Origin of the sequence: Pseudomonas sp. ef1 (genome assembly GCF_007293365.2) — a bacterium.
Taxonomy (GTDB): domain Bacteria; phylum Pseudomonadota; class Gammaproteobacteria; order Pseudomonadales; family Pseudomonadaceae; genus Aquipseudomonas; species Aquipseudomonas siliginis.
In genome coordinates this window covers 6121396-6137025 of record NZ_CM129815.1, presented here as the reverse complement: position 1 = coordinate 6137025, position 15630 = coordinate 6121396, and the positions used below count along the sequence as shown (strand labels likewise).

The 15630-nt window shown below is 60.7% G+C and carries 15 protein-coding genes; 11 read left to right on the top strand and 4 right to left on the bottom strand.

What is annotated here, in order from left to right; all coding sequences use genetic code 11:
• The first annotated feature begins 13 nt into the window (after window positions 1–13).
• The 4 genes from ileS to ispH all read left to right on the top strand — a co-directional run bounded on the left by ileS (window position 14) and on the right by ispH (window position 4946).
• The gene (gene ileS / locus FEE99_RS28080; RefSeq protein ID WP_041477795.1) at window positions 14–2845 is read left to right on the top strand and encodes an isoleucine--tRNA ligase; all 2832 of its coding nucleotides are present in this window, start codon (window positions 14–16) and stop codon (window positions 2843–2845) included.
• Window positions 2838–3350, top strand: a complete 513-nt coding sequence (lspA, locus tag FEE99_RS28075; protein WP_041477796.1) for a signal peptidase II — start codon at window positions 2838–2840, stop codon at window positions 3348–3350. Before ileS ends, lspA begins: the two co-directional genes overlap by 8 nt.
• Complete coding sequence (gene fkpB / locus FEE99_RS28070; protein ID WP_041477797.1) at window positions 3343–3795, top strand: FKBP-type peptidyl-prolyl cis-trans isomerase; 453 nt, start codon at window positions 3343–3345, stop codon at window positions 3793–3795. The genes lspA and fkpB overlap by 8 nt, the downstream gene beginning before the upstream one ends.
• A gap of 206 nt (window positions 3796–4001) precedes the next feature.
• Window positions 4002–4946: a 4-hydroxy-3-methylbut-2-enyl diphosphate reductase gene (ispH, locus tag FEE99_RS28065; protein ID WP_041477798.1), complete on the top strand. Its 945-nt coding sequence runs from the start codon at window positions 4002–4004 to the stop codon at window positions 4944–4946.
• Here the strand turns inward: ispH and FEE99_RS28060 are convergent.
• Window positions 4903–5472 carry a GspH/FimT family pseudopilin gene (locus FEE99_RS28060; protein WP_041477799.1) on the bottom strand — a complete coding sequence of 190 codons (570 nt, stop codon included), beginning with the start codon at window positions 5470–5472 and terminating at the stop codon, window positions 4903–4905. The genes ispH and FEE99_RS28060 overlap by 44 nt on opposite strands.
• Window positions 5473–5602: 130 nt before the next feature.
• On the opposite strand from FEE99_RS28060, the gene FEE99_RS28055 reads away from it, so the two are divergent.
• The 7 genes from FEE99_RS28055 to thiO are packed head-to-tail and all read left to right on the top strand — an operon-like array spanning window position 5603 to window position 12373.
• Entirely contained in the window at window positions 5603–6076 is a 474-nt protein-coding gene (locus tag FEE99_RS28055; protein WP_041477800.1) for a GspH/FimT family pseudopilin, read from the top strand.
• Window positions 6073–6522: a type IV pilus modification protein PilV gene (pilV, locus tag FEE99_RS28050; RefSeq protein WP_016773132.1), complete on the top strand. Its 450-nt coding sequence runs from the start codon at window positions 6073–6075 to the stop codon at window positions 6520–6522. Before FEE99_RS28055 ends, pilV begins: the two co-directional genes overlap by 4 nt.
• Window positions 6519–7232, top strand: coding sequence for a PilW family protein (locus tag FEE99_RS28045; RefSeq protein WP_041477801.1), 714 nt, complete (start codon window positions 6519–6521; stop codon window positions 7230–7232). Before pilV ends, FEE99_RS28045 begins: the two co-directional genes overlap by 4 nt.
• Before the next feature lie 10 nt (window positions 7233–7242).
• Entirely contained in the window at window positions 7243–7722 is a 480-nt protein-coding gene (locus FEE99_RS28040) for a pilus assembly PilX family protein (protein ID WP_041477802.1), read from the top strand.
• Window positions 7709–10798, top strand: coding sequence for a pilus assembly protein (locus tag FEE99_RS28035; RefSeq protein ID WP_041477803.1), 3090 nt, complete (start codon window positions 7709–7711; stop codon window positions 10796–10798). The genes FEE99_RS28040 and FEE99_RS28035 overlap by 14 nt, the downstream gene beginning before the upstream one ends.
• Before the next feature lie 15 nt (window positions 10799–10813).
• Window positions 10814–11215, top strand: a complete 402-nt coding sequence (locus tag FEE99_RS28030; protein WP_041477804.1) for a type IV pilin protein — start codon at window positions 10814–10816, stop codon at window positions 11213–11215.
• A gap of 57 nt (window positions 11216–11272) precedes the next feature.
• The gene (gene thiO / locus FEE99_RS28025; RefSeq protein ID WP_041477805.1) at window positions 11273–12373 is read left to right on the top strand and encodes a glycine oxidase ThiO; all 1101 of its coding nucleotides are present in this window, start codon (window positions 11273–11275) and stop codon (window positions 12371–12373) included.
• Window positions 12374–12465: 92 nt separating this feature from the next.
• Here thiO and FEE99_RS28020 read toward each other — a convergent pair whose 3' ends face one another.
• From FEE99_RS28020 to FEE99_RS28010, 3 genes are read right to left on the bottom strand one after another with little or no spacing between them, the layout of a single operon-like run.
• Window positions 12466–13812 (bottom strand): sigma-54-dependent transcriptional regulator, encoded by a 1347-nt coding sequence (locus tag FEE99_RS28020; protein WP_041477806.1) that lies wholly within the window; start codon window positions 13810–13812, stop codon window positions 12466–12468.
• Window positions 13809–15398: a sensor histidine kinase gene (locus FEE99_RS28015; RefSeq protein ID WP_041477807.1), complete on the bottom strand. Its 1590-nt coding sequence runs from the start codon at window positions 15396–15398 to the stop codon at window positions 13809–13811. The genes FEE99_RS28020 and FEE99_RS28015 overlap by 4 nt, the downstream gene beginning before the upstream one ends.
• A complete protein-coding gene (locus FEE99_RS28010; protein ID WP_041477808.1) occupies window positions 15388–15621 on the bottom strand; it encodes a PP0621 family protein in 234 nt (77 codons plus the stop codon). Before FEE99_RS28010 ends, FEE99_RS28015 begins: the two co-directional genes overlap by 11 nt.
• Window positions 15622–15630: the final 9 nt, after the last annotated feature.

Below are 15630 nucleotides of genomic sequence, written 5' to 3'. Positions count from 1 at the left end.
TGAAGAGCCTTAAATGACCGACTATAAAGCCACGCTAAACCTTCCGGACACCGCCTTCCCAATGAAGGCCGGCCTGCCACAGCGCGAACCGCAGATCCTGCAGCGCTGGGACAGTATTGGCCTGTACGGAAAGTTGCGCGAGATTGGCAAGGATCGTCCGAAGTTCGTCCTGCACGACGGCCCTCCGTACGCCAACGGCACGATCCACATCGGTCACGCACTGAACAAGATTCTCAAGGACATGATCATCCGCTCGAAAACCCTGTCGGGTTTCGACGCGCCGTATGTCCCGGGCTGGGATTGCCACGGCCTGCCGATCGAGCACAAGGTGGAAGTGACCCACGGCAAGAACCTCGGCGCGGATAAAACCCGCGAGCTGTGCCGTGCCTACGCCACCGAGCAGATCGAAGGGCAGAAGTCCGAGTTCATCCGTCTCGGCGTGCTGGGCGACTTCGCCAACCCGTACAAGACCATGGATTTCAAGAACGAGGCCGGTGAAATCCGCGCCCTCGCCGAAATCGTCAAGGGTGGTTTTGTCTTCAAGGGCCTCAAGCCAGTGAACTGGTGCTTCGATTGCGGTTCGGCTCTGGCTGAAGCGGAAGTCGAGTACGAGAACAAAAAGTCCTCGACCATCGACGTCGCGTTCCCGATCGCTGATGAAGCCAAACTGGCTGCGGCCTTCGGTCTGGCCTCGCTGAGCAAACCTGCTGCGATCGTGATCTGGACCACCACCCCGTGGACCATCCCGGCCAACCAGGCGCTGAACGTGCACCCTGAATTCAACTACGCCCTGGTCGATATCGGCGACAAGCTGCTGGTGCTGGCTGAAGAGCTGGTCGAAGCCTGCCTGGCGCGCTATGGCGTGCAAGGTTCGGTCGTCGCCACCACCACCGGTAAAGAGCTGGAGCTGATCAACTTCCGTCACCCGTTCTACGATCGTCTGTCGCCGGTGTACCTGGCTGACTACGTCGAACTGGGCGCAGGCACCGGCGTGGTTCACTCCGCCCCGGCCTATGGCGTGGACGACTTCGTGACCTGCAAGAAATACGGCATGGTCAACGACGACATCCTCAACCCGGTACAGAGCAACGGCGTGTACGTGCCGTCGCTGGAATTCTTCGGCGGCCAGTTCATCTGGAAGGCCAACCCGGCCATCGTCGAAAAACTGACCGAAGTCGGTGCGCTGATGCACACCACCGTCATCGAACACAGCTACATGCACTGCTGGCGCCACAAGACCCCGCTGATCTACCGCGCTACTGCGCAGTGGTTCATCGGCATGGACAAGGAGCCAACCAGCGGCGACACCCTGCGCGTGCGCTCGCTCAAAGCCATCGAAGACACCAAGTTCGTTCCGGCCTGGGGCCAGGCGCGCCTGCATTCGATGATCGCCAACCGTCCGGACTGGTGCATCTCGCGTCAGCGCAACTGGGGCGTGCCGATCCCGTTCTTCCTCAACAAGGAAAGCGGCGAGCTGCACCCGCGTACCGTCGAGCTGATGGAAGAAGTCGCCAAACGCGTTGAAGTCGAAGGCATCGAAGCCTGGTTCAAACTCGACGCCGCCGAACTGCTGGGCGATGAAGCGCCGCAATACGACAAGATCAGCGACACCCTCGACGTCTGGTTCGACTCCGGCACCACGCACTGGCACGTCCTGCGCGGTTCGCACCCGATGGGCCACGAGAGCGGCCCGCGTGCCGACCTCTACCTGGAAGGTTCCGACCAGCACCGTGGCTGGTTCCACTCGTCCTTGCTCACCGGTTGCGCCATCGACAACCACGCGCCTTATCGCGAGCTGCTGACGCACGGCTTCACCGTGGACGAGTCCGGCCGCAAGATGTCCAAATCGCTGAAAAACGTGATTGAGCCGAAGAAGATCAACGATACGCTGGGCGCCGACATCATGCGTCTTTGGGTCGCGTCGACCGACTACTCTGGCGAAATCGCTGTGTCGGATCAGATCCTGACCCGCAGCGCCGATGCTTATCGTCGTATCCGTAACACCGCGCGCTTCCTGCTTTCCAACCTGACCGGTTTCAACCCGGCCACCGACCTGTTGCCGGCCGAAGACATGCTGGCGCTGGATCGCTGGGCGGTGGATCGCACGCTGCTGCTGCAACGCGAGTTGCAAGAGCACTACGGCGAATACCGTTTCTGGAACGTCTACTCGAAGATCCATAACTTCTGCGTGCAGGAGCTGGGCGGTTTCTACCTCGACATCATCAAGGACCGCCAGTACACCACCGGTGCCGACAGCAAGGCCCGTCGCTCGTGCCAGACCGCGCTGTTCCACATCTCCGAGGCGCTGGTGCGCTGGATCGCGCCGATCCTCGCCTTCACTGCTGACGAGCTGTGGCAATACCTGCCGGGCGAGCGTAACGAGTCGGTCATGCTCAACACCTGGTACGAAGGCCTGACCGAGCTGCCGGAAGGCTTCGAGCTGGGTCGCGCCTACTGGGATCGCATCATGGAAGTGAAAGTCGCGGTCAACAAAGAGATGGAAATCCAGCGTGCGGCGAAAGCCGTCGGTGGCAACCTGCAGGCCGAAGTGACGCTGTTTGCCGAAGAGGCGCTGAGCGCCGATCTGGCCAAGCTGAGCAACGAGCTGCGCTTTGTCCTGATCACCTCGACTGCCAGCGTTGCACCATTCGTTCAGGCTCCGGCCGATGCAGTGGCCACCGAAGTCAGCGGTCTGAAACTGAAGATCGTCAAATCGGCGTTCCCGAAATGCGCGCGTTGCTGGCATTGCCGCGAAGACGTCGGCGTGAACCCGGAGCATCCGGAAATCTGCGGGCGTTGCGTCGACAACATCAGCGGTGCTGGCGAGGTTCGTCACTATGCCTGATGCCATTGGCCGTTTCGGACGGCTGAGCTGGCTGTGGTTGAGCCTGCTGGTCCTGGTCATTGACCAGGCCAGCAAGTTCTACTTCGAAGCCAAGCTCGAAATGTTCCAGCAGATCGTGATCATTCCCGATCTGTTCAGCTGGACGCTGGCCTACAACACTGGTGCTGCCTTCAGCTTCCTCGCCGACAGCTCCGGCTGGCAGCGCTGGCTGTTTGCGCTGATCGCCATTGTCGTCAGTGCGGTACTGGTGGTCTGGCTCAAGCGCCTGGGCCGCAACGACACCTGGCTGGCCGTCGCCCTGGCGTTGGTGCTGGGTGGCGCGCTGGGCAACCTGTATGACCGCGTTGCCCTGGGCCATGTGATCGACTTCATTCTGGTGCACTGGCAGAACCGCTGGTATTTCCCGGCGTTCAACATTGCCGACAGCGCGATCACCGTTGGCGCGATCATGCTGGCACTGGACATGTTCAAATCGAAGAAAACCGAAGAGGCTGCTCATGACTGAACCGCAATCGACTGAGCAACGCATCGGCCAGAACACCGAAGTCACCCTGCACTTTGCCTTGCGCCTGGAAAACGGTGACACCGTCGACAGTACCTTCGACAAGGCCCCGGCGACCTTCAAGGTCGGCGATGGCAACCTGCTGCCGGGCTTCGAAGCCGCACTGTTTGGCTTCAAGGCCGGCGACAAGCGCTCCCTGACCGTCGAGCCAGAAACCGCTTTTGGTCAGCCGAACCCGCAGAACGTGCAGACCATCCCGCGTTCGCAGTTCAACGACATGGAGTTGTCACCGGGTCTGCTGGTGATCTTCAACGATGCGGCCAATACTGAATTGCCAGGTGTGGTGAAGGAATTCGATGACACGCAAGTGACCGTCGACTTCAACCACCCGCTGGCGGGCAAGACGCTGACCTTTGACGTGGAAATCATTTCCGTCAAAGCGATCTAAAAATGCAGGAGTGAGCTTCTGTGGCGAGGGGATTTATCCCCGCTGTGGTGCGAAGCGCCCCCAGACCAGTCAACGGATTCTGAGATAAGTCCGTTGATAGTCTACGACTGCTACGCAGCCGAGCGGGGATGAATCCCCTCGCCACAACAAGCAGGTCTCCACAGTCTGTTTTCCATTGTTTTCGCGCGCAAGACACGAGGCACAGCATGCAAATCAAACTCGCCAACCCCCGTGGCTTCTGCGCCGGTGTGGACCGGGCGATCGAAATCGTCAACCGCGCCCTGGAAGTCTTCGGGCCGCCGATCTATGTGCGTCACGAAGTGGTGCACAACAAGTTCGTCGTCGAAGACCTGCGCAGCCGTGGCGCGATTTTCGTCGAAGAGCTCGATCAGGTACCCGATGACGTCATCGTCATCTTCAGTGCCCACGGTGTTTCCCAAGCCGTACGCAACGAAGCTGCAGGTCGTGGCCTGAAAGTCTTCGATGCAACCTGCCCGCTGGTGACCAAGGTGCACATCGAAGTCGCCAAATACAGCCGCGACGGTCGCGAGTGCATCCTGATCGGCCACGCCGGTCACCCGGAAGTTGAAGGCACCATGGGCCAGTACGATGCCAGCAACGGCGGCGCGATCTACCTCGTCGAAGACGAAAAGGACGTGGCCGCATTGCAAGTGCGCGATCCGGAAAGACTCGCCTTCGTCACCCAGACAACCTTGTCGATGGACGACACCAGTCGCGTTATCGATGCCCTGCGCGCGCGCTTCCCGGCGATCGGTGGCCCGCGCAAGGACGACATCTGCTACGCCACACAAAACCGCCAGGACGCCGTCAAGCAACTGGCCGACGAGTGCGACGTGGTACTGGTGGTCGGCAGCCCGAACAGCTCCAACTCCAACCGTCTGCGTGAACTGGCTGAGCGTATGGCGACTCCGGCCTACCTGATCGACGGTGCCGAGGATCTGCAACAGAGCTGGTTCGATGGCGTCGAGCGCATTGGCATTACCGCTGGCGCCTCGGCACCGGAAGTGCTGGTCCGGGGCGTGATCCAGCAATTGCAGGCCTGGGGCGCGACCGGTGCCGACGAGCTGGCTGGCCGTGAGGAGAACATCACGTTCTCGATGCCGAAAGAGCTGCGCGTCCGTTCGATCTGACGCTTCTGCGTTTGTCGCACAGCGCCTGTTCGGTCTCCTGACTGCCCAGGCGCACGCGACCGGTCGCCGCCAGCACGATCTGCCGCTGGCTGACCGGCTCGCGCGGCGAACAGACGTGTATTGTCCCCGCCTGAAATCGCCGTCCCGGCATCAGCGGCTGTCCCAGATGACTGAACCGCACGTAGCGGCTCACCCACCAGTTGCCGACAATCGCCACCTTCGCCTCACTGGCGCGTTCAACCAGCAGCGGATTGCTGCTGTCCTCCGGCCCCTTGCCGCTAAGATCCAGAATGATTCGCCAACCCTGACTCCAGTCGCCGTCAATGCCATGGATCACCACACTTTGATTGTGGGTCATAGCCAGGGTGCGAGCGTGGCGGATGCCCTCGAGCAGCGACTGCGCTGCGTGGTCGCGCTGAGTCGCCTGTTTGAGCGCAGCGAACGCCGGGCTGACCAGCAGCAGAACAATTGCGCCAATCGCCAGTCCCATAAGCAGTTCAATCAGGCTGAAACCGTGTTGCGGCATGAAAAATCCCTCCGTGGAATGGTATGAGCAGCGCAATCCGTGCGCCGCGCAGGGCAAATCAGTCGGCGCGTGCCGAGCGAATGTTCTAGCGTGTAAAAGCAGGTATAGCCGACGGCAACGGAGGGCACCGATGGATCTTCGTACAAAAGGTTTCACGCTGGTCGAGTTGCTGGTCGCCATTGCGGTGTTCCTGATACTGATCACGCTGGCGGTGCCGGCCTTTACCCGTACGATCCAGAGCAGCAAGGCGGATACCGAAGTCGGCGACTTGCAGCGCGCGATCAATTTCGCCCGGCTCGAAGCGATCAATCGCGGCGTGACCACGCGTCTGCGTCCGACCGCTGGCGGCAGTGTGTGGACCGGTGAGCTGGCGGTCTACGACAGTACTGGCAATCCGGCCAATGTGTTGCGGGTTGTTCCAGCGATGAGCAGCGGCGCGACTCTGACGCTACCCTCAGGAGTGACCGCACTGGATTTCAACAATCTTGGTGGTCTGGCGGCACCGTCGACGGCGGTAGTCATCGGTTACACGCTGGGCACGCAAAGCAGGACGCTGAACGTGTGTTTGAACGGACGCATTCAACTGGGTGGAAATTGCGGATGAGGGCAGGGAGCAAAAACGCACAGGAGGGCATGACGCTGATCGAAGTGCTGGTCGCGCTGCTGATTCTCACCGTCGGGCTGTTGGGCGCAGCGGCGGTGCAGCTCAATGCGCTGAAGTACACCGACAGTTCGCGTATGACTAGTCAGGCCAGCTTCATCGCCTATGACATGATGGATCGCATCCGTGCCAATTCCGGCGCCAACTACACCGTTACGCCACCTACCTCGGGCAATCTCAGTAATGCGCGGGACCAGGACCTCTACGACTTCACCACCAATATCGCCAACTTCGGCGGTCCCACCGCGACGGGCAGCATCACCCTCAATCAACGGGTCTACACCATCACCATTACCTGGAGCGATGCGCGTGCAGCCAATGCTGCCAGTGCCCAGCGCAGTTTCGTGCTGACCAGCCGGGCGGCGGTCGATCCGGTGGCCACCCCATGACACGTTCCAACCGTGGTTTCGGCCTGATCGAGCTGCTGATTGCCCTGGCTTTGGGGTTGATCGTCGTACTCGGTGTAGTGCAGATTTTCATCGCCGCAAAAAACACTTACGTCAGTCAGAACAGCGCCGCAGCGATGCAGGAAGACGCGCGCTTCGTTCTCAGCAAGATGATTCAGGAAATCCGCATGGTCGGCATGTTCGGCTGCCTTGGCACCATCGTCGACTCCAGTTCTGCAGGGGATTTCAACACTGCGCAACTCATCCCGATCAACTGGGATAACGCCAGTCTCAAGCTGACCATGGTCACCGCCGATGTAGGCAGCGGCGGGGGAACGCCGACCTGGACAGTGATTTCCGATTGTCGCAACAGCGCGGTCGCCTACAGCGGATTGCGCAGCCCGACCACGGGGCAGATCGCGTTCCCGATCCGGCGCCTGATCTACAGCTTCAGCAATAACCAGATCCTCATGGGCACTGGCAGCGGCAATCCGGCGCAGCAAGTGCTGGTGAACAACGTCAGCGCCTTCAACGTCACCTTCGGCCTTGCCAGCTCGGCGACCGACGTCGCAGCCTCGACCTACAGCAGCAACCCCGGTGATCCGGCGCGCATCCGCAGCGTGCGCCTGAGCCTGACCCTCACCGACCCGAACAATCGGGTGCGCAATCAAACCTTCAACGTGGTTGCGGCATTGCGCAACCGCTTGCCATGAGGGGGCGGCGATGAGGATTTCCTTGCAACAACGTCAGGCCCAGCGCGGCATGGTCCTGTTGGTGAGCCTGGTGTTTCTGCTGTTGCTCACATTGATCGGTTTGTCCTCGATGCAGAGCGCCAACCTGCAAGAGAAAATGGCCGGCAGCGTAAGCCTGCGCAATCAATCGTTTCAGGCTGCGGAAGCAGCGTTGCGTATCGGCGAAAGCGCAGTGCAACTGGACAGTTACTCGTTGGCGGTGTGCAGCGGCACGAACCAATGTCTGCCGCCGGCGGAGTCGTCAGTGGTCAGCTCGGCCGGCTTCAATTCGACCTCCGGGGTGACCTGGATCGCCGCCGGTAATGGCTTTTATGGCGTGCAGAACATCGGCACGACCCTGACGGCGGTGAACGTGCCGAGTAACACTTCGGCAACCTTGTATCGAGTCACTGCGGTTGGCATCGCCGGCAATTCGCGTAGCGTGGTGGAGAGTGTCTATGCGAAGTATTGAGCGCGGCCTGTCGCTGCTGATCGGCATGCTGCTGAGTTGTTACCTGGCGGCCCCGGCCTGGGCTTTCACGCCTTCCGATTCGCCATTGCTGAGCGCGGCTGCGGTGGCGCCAAACGTGATGCTGCTGATCGACGACTCCGGCAGTATGAACAGCATCATCTACGCCGCCGGATTCGACCCGAACGTCAACCGCACTCCCGCCCGGCAGTGCAATGCCTTCCTCGGATTGTGCTCTGCACTCAATGCGCCGCAGATTACCGGCGACACGGTGTTTCTATCGAGCCTGCCGACTTCCGGGTGCTCGGGAGGCGCCTATGCGTTCTACAACAACAGCGTGGCGCCGTTGTGCCTCAAGCTCCCAGACCCGGTAGGCAACGAGAACACTCGGTATTCCGCCGATTACATTTCCTACATAGTCAGCCTCGCCAACAGCACCGGCACCCGCGACTTCACTACGGGGGCGATTCCCAACGATTACCGGATGAACGTGGCGCGCAACGTTTCCACCGCACTGGTGAGCAGCAACCGCACCTTGCGCATGGGCCTGTCGACATTCAATCCGGCGACCAGCAGCAACCCGGGCAACGGCGGTTTCATCGCTCGCTCAATCACCGATTTGTCACCCGTCGCGGGCAACGTCACCCAAGCCCAGGCAGACACCAACTACAACGCGCTGATCTCATCGATCAACGGCTTGAACGCCGTGGCCAACACGCCATTGGCCGAGAGCTACTACGAAGTCACGCGCTACATGCGTGGCTTGGCGCCTTACTACAACGGCACACCGGCGAGCTATACCAGTCCGATTCAATACCGCTGCCAGAAAAACTACGGCGTGGTGATTACCGATGGCTTGCCAACCTATGACCGTACCTTCCCGACCAACGATCCGCTGGGAGGCAGCCGGCTACCGAACTGGGATGGCGTGAATAACGATGGCGACAACCTCAACGGTGACGGTGAAGGCGACACGCTTTATCTGGATGACATCGCCAAATTCGCCTTCGACATCGACATGCGTTCGACCGGTACTGACGCAGCAGGCAAGAGCTGGAACGCGGTGGATTTTCCCCGGCAGAACATGAACACCTACACCGTGGGTTTCGCGGCGGATAACGACATGTTGTCCGACGCCGCCAGTTACGGGCAGGGCAGGTATTACCAGGCGACCGACAGCTCCGGGCTCAATGCGGCGTTATCGTCGGCACTCAGCGATATCACTTCCAAGGCCGGCTCCGGTGGTGCCGGTGTTGCCAGCAGCAGTACGTTGACCAGTGGCAGCAGTTTTTACCAGACAACCTACGATCCCAAGGATTGGCGCGGCACGATCAGGTCGTTCGGCTTTACCTCGACCGGCACGGTAAATACCTCGGCGGCGCAATGGTCGACCGACACCACCATCGTGCCCTCTGCCACAGCGCCGAATTTCCAGTCATGGAACACCTTGAGCAATACGCCCATTGCTCTGGCATTCGGCAGCTTTTCCCCAGCCCAGCAGAACACGCTGAATCAGGGCCTGCCCACCGGTGTCAGCGGCACTGAACTGGTGGAGTGGAGCAAAGGGACCAACAGGGCCGGGCTCAAAGTGCGCACTGCGCTGCTGGGTGACATCATCAATTCGCCGCTGGTGCTCGCGTCGCCTTCAGACAAGACCGCATCCGATCTGACGGGTGACAGCAGTTACACCAACTACCTGACCACCAAGGCGGCGAACATGAATGCCAGTCTGGTGGTGAACGCCAACGACGGTTTCGTCAACGTGATCAATTCGGCGAACGGCACCCGCCGTTATGCCTACATGCCATCCAGCGTGCTGCCTTCGTTGCGGCTGATTGCGGATACCAATTACGTCAACGGCGTCAGCCACAAGTTTCTCGTGGATGGCCAAGTCGGCGTATTCGATGCGCAAGCCGGCACCACCTGGAAAACCCTGGCTATTGGCGGAACGGGGGCCGGCGGCAAAACCTTCTATGGGCTGCAACTGTTCGATGCCTCGGCAGGTAACGTGATCAGGGCACTGTGGGAAGTCAGTGCGCCGGCCACGGCCAACACGGCGAATGCTTTCAATGATCTGGGTTACGCCTACGCGCGTCCGGAAGTGGCACGCTTGGCCAATGGTCGCTGGGCGACTTTCATCGCCAATGGTTACGGCAGCAATTCGGGGGTTGCGGCTTTATATGTACTGGATGCGCTGGATGGTTCGCTGATCAGAAAAATCGTCGTCGACAGCACGGAAACCACCAACGGTCTGTCATCTGTGGAACTCAGGGTGAGCTCTTCGAACGTGGTACAGGCGGCCTACGCTGGCGACCTGAAAGGACGCATGTGGAAATTCGACCTGAGTGCAACGGCGCCGGAAAGCTGGGGCGTGGCGTTTGCCGGCAAGCCATTGTTCACTGCACCGGGCGGGGCATCGCAGCCGATCACCGCGCAACCCCTGCTGGCGGATAACGCTCAGGGCGGCAAGCAGGTGTTCTTTGGCACCGGCAAGTTCAACGAAACCGCCGACAAGACCAACAAGGATCTGCAGGCGTTCTATTCAATCTGGGATGCAGAAGGTGGGGCCGGACAAATCACCGTCAGCAGCTTGCAGGCGCAGGCGATTACCGGTTCGTTCTCCGGCAGTTCCGGGCAGTTCCTGACCACCAGCCAGAATGAAACGACGTATCCGGCAGAGAAAGGGTGGTATCTGCCGCTGGTGTACAACAACGTGCTGACCGGCGAGCGCGTGATCAATCAGGCCAGTATTGTGTTGGGACGAGTTGTTTTCACCACTGCCAGCGTCGATACCACCGACCCTTGTTCGAGTTTTGGTACGGGCCGACTGGTCGAACTCGATGCGTTCAACGGTAAGATGCTCAACTACGCCGTGATCGACACCACCGGCGACCGTTTGGTCGATGGCGCTGACACGATATCAAGTGGCGTGGTATTCACCGGTGGCATTCCGACCCTTAACGTTATTTCCGCCGGTGGTACGGGAAAGGTCGTGACCGAGACCAGTGGCGTCATCACCACCGTTGTGGAAAAAGGTGGCGGCGGCAGCCGTCGTATCATGTGGCGACAAATCCAGTAAGCGAGAATTTGAGGCATGCGCAGATCCAGCCGAGGTTTTACCCTGATCGAGATCATGATCGTCATCGCGATCATCGGGATCATCCTCACCATCAGCATCCCCAGCTACAACGAATACGTGAAGAAGGGCCGTCGCGCCGAAGTGGTCTCGCTGCTCTCGGAGCAGGCGCAGACCCTCGAACGCTTCTACACCCGCAACAATGTCTATACCGGCGTCACCGGACTGAGCCCGGGCAATGATTTCTACACCATCACCCCTACGCTGACCGACCAGACCTTTGTGCTGACCGCGGTGCGTAAAACCGGCTCGGCCATGGCCACCGACAAATGCGGGGATTTCACCCTGACCAACACCGGCGTGCGAAGCATGAACAACGCGACTACCGGTGTGACCGCCAAGGATTGCTGGGGCCGCTGACGCATTCTTTTTCGGGCGCCTTTTGCGCCCACTGTCTTTTTTACGGTTGGATCAAACATGACCAGGCAACAGCAAGTGGTGATTGTCGGCGGCGGGGTGATTGGCCTGCTCACTGCCTACAATCTTGCCTCCGAAGTGCGCAGCGTGGTGCTGCTGGATCGCTCGAATGTCGGCCAGGAATCGTCCTGGGCTGGCGGCGGCATCGTCTCGCCGTTATACCCGTGGCGCTACAGTCCGGCAGTCACCGCGCTGGCGCATTGGTCGCAGGATTTTTATCCACAGCTCGGCGAGCGCTTGTTTGCCGACACTGGCGTTGATCCTGAAGTGCACACCACTGGTCTGTATTGGCTGGATCTGGACGATGAAGCCGCAGCCATGGCCTGGGCCGCGCGGGAAAATCGGCCGCTGCGGGCTGTGGATATCTCGGCGGCACATGACGCGGTGCCGGTGCTCGGCAGCGGTTTCAGCCGGGCGATCTACATGGCCGATGTCGCCAACGTGCGCAATCCACGGCTGGTCAAATCGCTGAAAGCCGCGCTGCTGGCGCTGCCGAACGTGACGATTCACGAGCAATGCGAAGTCAGTGTTTTCGTCCGCGAGGGCGAGCGCGTGGTTGGCGTGCAAACCTCCACTGGGGTGATGAGCGGCGACGAGTTTGTGCTGACGGCGGGGGCGTGGAGCGGCGATCTGCTCAAGACGCTGAACCTGACGCTGCCGGTCGAGCCGGTCAAAGGCCAGATGATTCTCTACAAGTGCGCGGCTGATTTCCTGCCGAGCATGGTGCTGGCCAAGGGGCGTTATGCGATCCCGCGTCGCGACGGTCACATTCTGATCGGCAGCACGCTGGAGCACGAAGGTTACGACAAGACCCCGACCGACATAGCGCTGCAAAGCCTCAAGGCCTCGGCAATCGAATTGCTGCCGGCGTTGGCGGATGCCGAGGTGGTCGGGCACTGGGCCGGGCTGCGGCCGGGGTCGCCGGAAGGGGTTCCCTTTATTGGCCGGGTGCCGGGGTTCGAGGGGCTGTGGCTGAACTGCGGGCATTACCGCAACGGGCTGGTGCTGGCGCCGGCGTCATGCCAGTTGTTCGCCGATGTCATGCTGGGGCGGGCGCCGATTATTGATCCGGCGCCGTATGCGCCTGAGGGCCGGATTTAGTCAGAGGCTGGTAGACCGCCTTCGCGAGCAGGCTCGCTCCCACAGGAATACTCATTCCAAATGTGGGAGCGAGCCTGCTCGCGAAGGGGCCTTCAATCCAGTCCCAATTTCTTCAGCCGATAACGCATCGACCTGAACGACAGACTCAACCGCTGCGCCGCCGCCGTGCGGTTCCAGCGGGTTTCCTCCAGCGCCTGCAAAATCAGTTTGCGTTCGACGCTCTCCAGATAATCCTCGAGATTGTCGATCTGCGTCAGATCAGCCGTCGCCCCGTCCGCCGAGCAATTGCCTTCGCTCAAACGCAGATCCTGCGCTTCGATCGTGCGGTTTTCACACAGGGTGTGCGCGCGTTCGAGAACATTCTCCAGTTCGCGCACGTTGCCGGGAAAGCGATAGTTCTTCAGCGCCTCCAGCGCTTGCGGGTGCAGGCGCGCTTCGGGTTGTCCGGTGTCTTTGGCCAGGCGCTTGAGTACGTGCATGGCAAGCGCCTCGATGTCGTCGCGGCGTTCGCGCAGGGACGGCACGCGCAGTTCGATGACGTTGAGCCGGTAATACAGATCCTGGCGGAAGCGTTCGGCCGAAACTTCGGCTTCAAGGTCTTTGTGCGTGGCGCAAAGGATACGCACGTCGACCACCGTTTCCTGCTGGCCGCCGACGCTGCGCACGGCTTTTTCCTGGATCGCTCGCAGCAGCTTCACTTGCATCGACAGTGTCAGATCGGCGACTTCATCGAGAAACAGAGTGCCGCCATGGGCCGCTTGAAAAAGCCCCGGTTTGTCCTCGACGGCACCGGTGAAGCTGCCTTTGCGGTGACCGAAGAACTCGCTTTCCATCAGCTCCGACGGAATTGCCCCGCAGTTCACCGGCACAAACGGCTGGCTGGCGCGCGGGCCTTGTTCGTGAATCAGACGCGCGACCAGTTCTTTGCCGCTGCCGGATTCACCACTGATGTACACCGGCGCCTGACTGCGTGCAAGCTTGTCGATCTGCTTGCGCAGATTGGCCATCGGCGGCGAATCGCCCAGCAAGCGTCGCTCGATTGCCGTGCTCAAGCCGCCCGCTGTCGGCAGGCGCAGCGCCGAGCTGACCAGTTCGCGCAATCGCGGCAGCTCCACCGGTTTGGTGAGGAAATCGAACGCCCCGGCCTTCAATGCATTGATAGCCGTTTCCACGCTGCCGTACGCCGTGATCATCGCCACCGGCAGGTGTGGATCGCGTTGCTGAATGTGTTGCACCAGCTCCAGCCCGGTGCCGTCGGGCAGGCGCATGTCGGTCAGGCACAGGTCAAAATGCTCGCGCTGCAACAGCGCCTGAGCTTCGCCCAGATTGCGTGCGCTGAAGGTCTCGAGTTTCATCCGTCCCAGGGTGATTTCCAGGAGCTCGCGGATATCCGGTTCGTCGTCGACGATTAGAATTTTTTGCCGTGGGCTTGTATTCAACTTTGTTTCCGTCCGTGAGCAAAAGTGATGCAAAAGCAGCCGCCGCCTTGGCGTGATTTGAAGTCTAGGCGTGCCTGGTTGCTTTCGCACAGCTCACGGGACAGATAAAGGCCAAGACCGGTGCCCTGGCTGCTCGTAGTGAAGAACGGCTCAAACAGATGCGCCTGTTCATCGGCCGACACGCCGGGGCCGTTGTCCTGCACTTCGAGCACTGCCAATTGGCTGTCGGGGTCGACGAACAGTGCCAGCCATACTTCGGCCTGCTCGTGCAGTTGGGCACTGTGACGCCAGGCGTTGCGGATCAGATTGTCGAGAATCTGCCGCAGCTGGTTGGGGTCCATCAGCGTGGTGAAATCGCCGGAATTGATTCGCAGATGAATGTGCTGGCGTTCGTTGGCCTGCTCGCGGGTTTCGCCGACGAAATCTTCCAGCCACGGCTTGAGGTCCAGCCGTTGCGGCGCGCTTTGCTGGCGGCGGGACAGTTGCAGGACGTTTTCGATGACTCGGTTCATGCGCTGGGAGTGGTCTTGAATAATCTGCGTCAGACGTCGATCTGCGCTATCGAGTTCCTCGGACTCGGCCAACAGCTGCGCGGCATGACTGATCGCGCCCAGCGGATTGCGAATTTCATGGGAGATGCCGGCGGTCAAACGCCCGAGCGCAGCGAGCTTGAGTTGCTGGGCTTGTTGGGTGATTTGCGCCAGGTCTTCGAGAAACACCAGCGTCTGCTGGTTCGGACTCTGCTCGAGAGCGATGAAGCTGGGTTGCAGCTCAAGGCCATTGCCGGGGATTTTCAGACTCTGCGGGCGCAAGGTCGGGTTGTTGCGCCACAATTGCAGGCGCTCGACCAGCGCTGGCGAATATTCGTCGATCAAATGACCTTGCAGTTGGCTATGGCCGAGCAAATTCTGCGCACTGTGATTGGCCAGTTGCACTCGGCGTTGTTCGTCGAGTACCAGAATGCCGGTGCGCATGCGTTGCAGGATCAACGCATTCAACGCCTCCAGGCTGACCACTTCGCTGGCGCGCTGTTCGGCCAGGGTCTCGCTGACTTCGAGGCGGCGGATCAGCCCTTGCACCAGCAGTGAGGCGGCGAAGCACAGCGCGCCGAGGGTGCCGGCTTGCAGGTACGCGTTGGCGCTCAAGGGGCGGCTCAGACCCAGCAGAAAACTAAGGCCGACAATGCCGATCGCCGCGATGGCGGCAATCAGCAGGCCGATGCGTCGGCGCAGCAGGGTGTTGCTGATTGCCACCGAGACCACCAGCAGATTGCCCAGCGCACTGGCCACGCCGCCGGCCGCGTAGAACAGGCCGCACAACAGCAGCACGTCGACGAGGGCCAGGGTGAACAACTGCGCCGGGCGCCGGGTGTTTTCGAGGAACACCACCAGCAGCATATTGATGATCAGGTACAGCCAGCTGCCGCCGCGCAGCAGATCGTCGTTGGCCGACGTCAGCAGGCGGTTGTCCATGTTGCTGGAGATCAGCAACACCAGAGTGATGCCGACACTTAAACGGTACAGGTGATAAAGGCGCAGCAGACGCTGCGCCTGTTTCTGGTCGGCGTTGACGGCCTCAGCGACCACTGGCGCCCGGGCCTTGCTCGAGATGAGCCTGGCTGCAATACCACAGTTGCTGGTTGCCCAGCGCGCGGTCGCGCGGCAGGTGCACGCCGCAGTGGGCGCAACGCACCATCGGCGGCGCGTCCTGTTCGCGCGACGATCGGGTGGACGAGGCGGGGACCTTGAATTTGCGCCAGAGCCAGATGGCGGCGAAGATCAGGGCAATCCAGAACAATAAACGAAGCATGATGAGCGG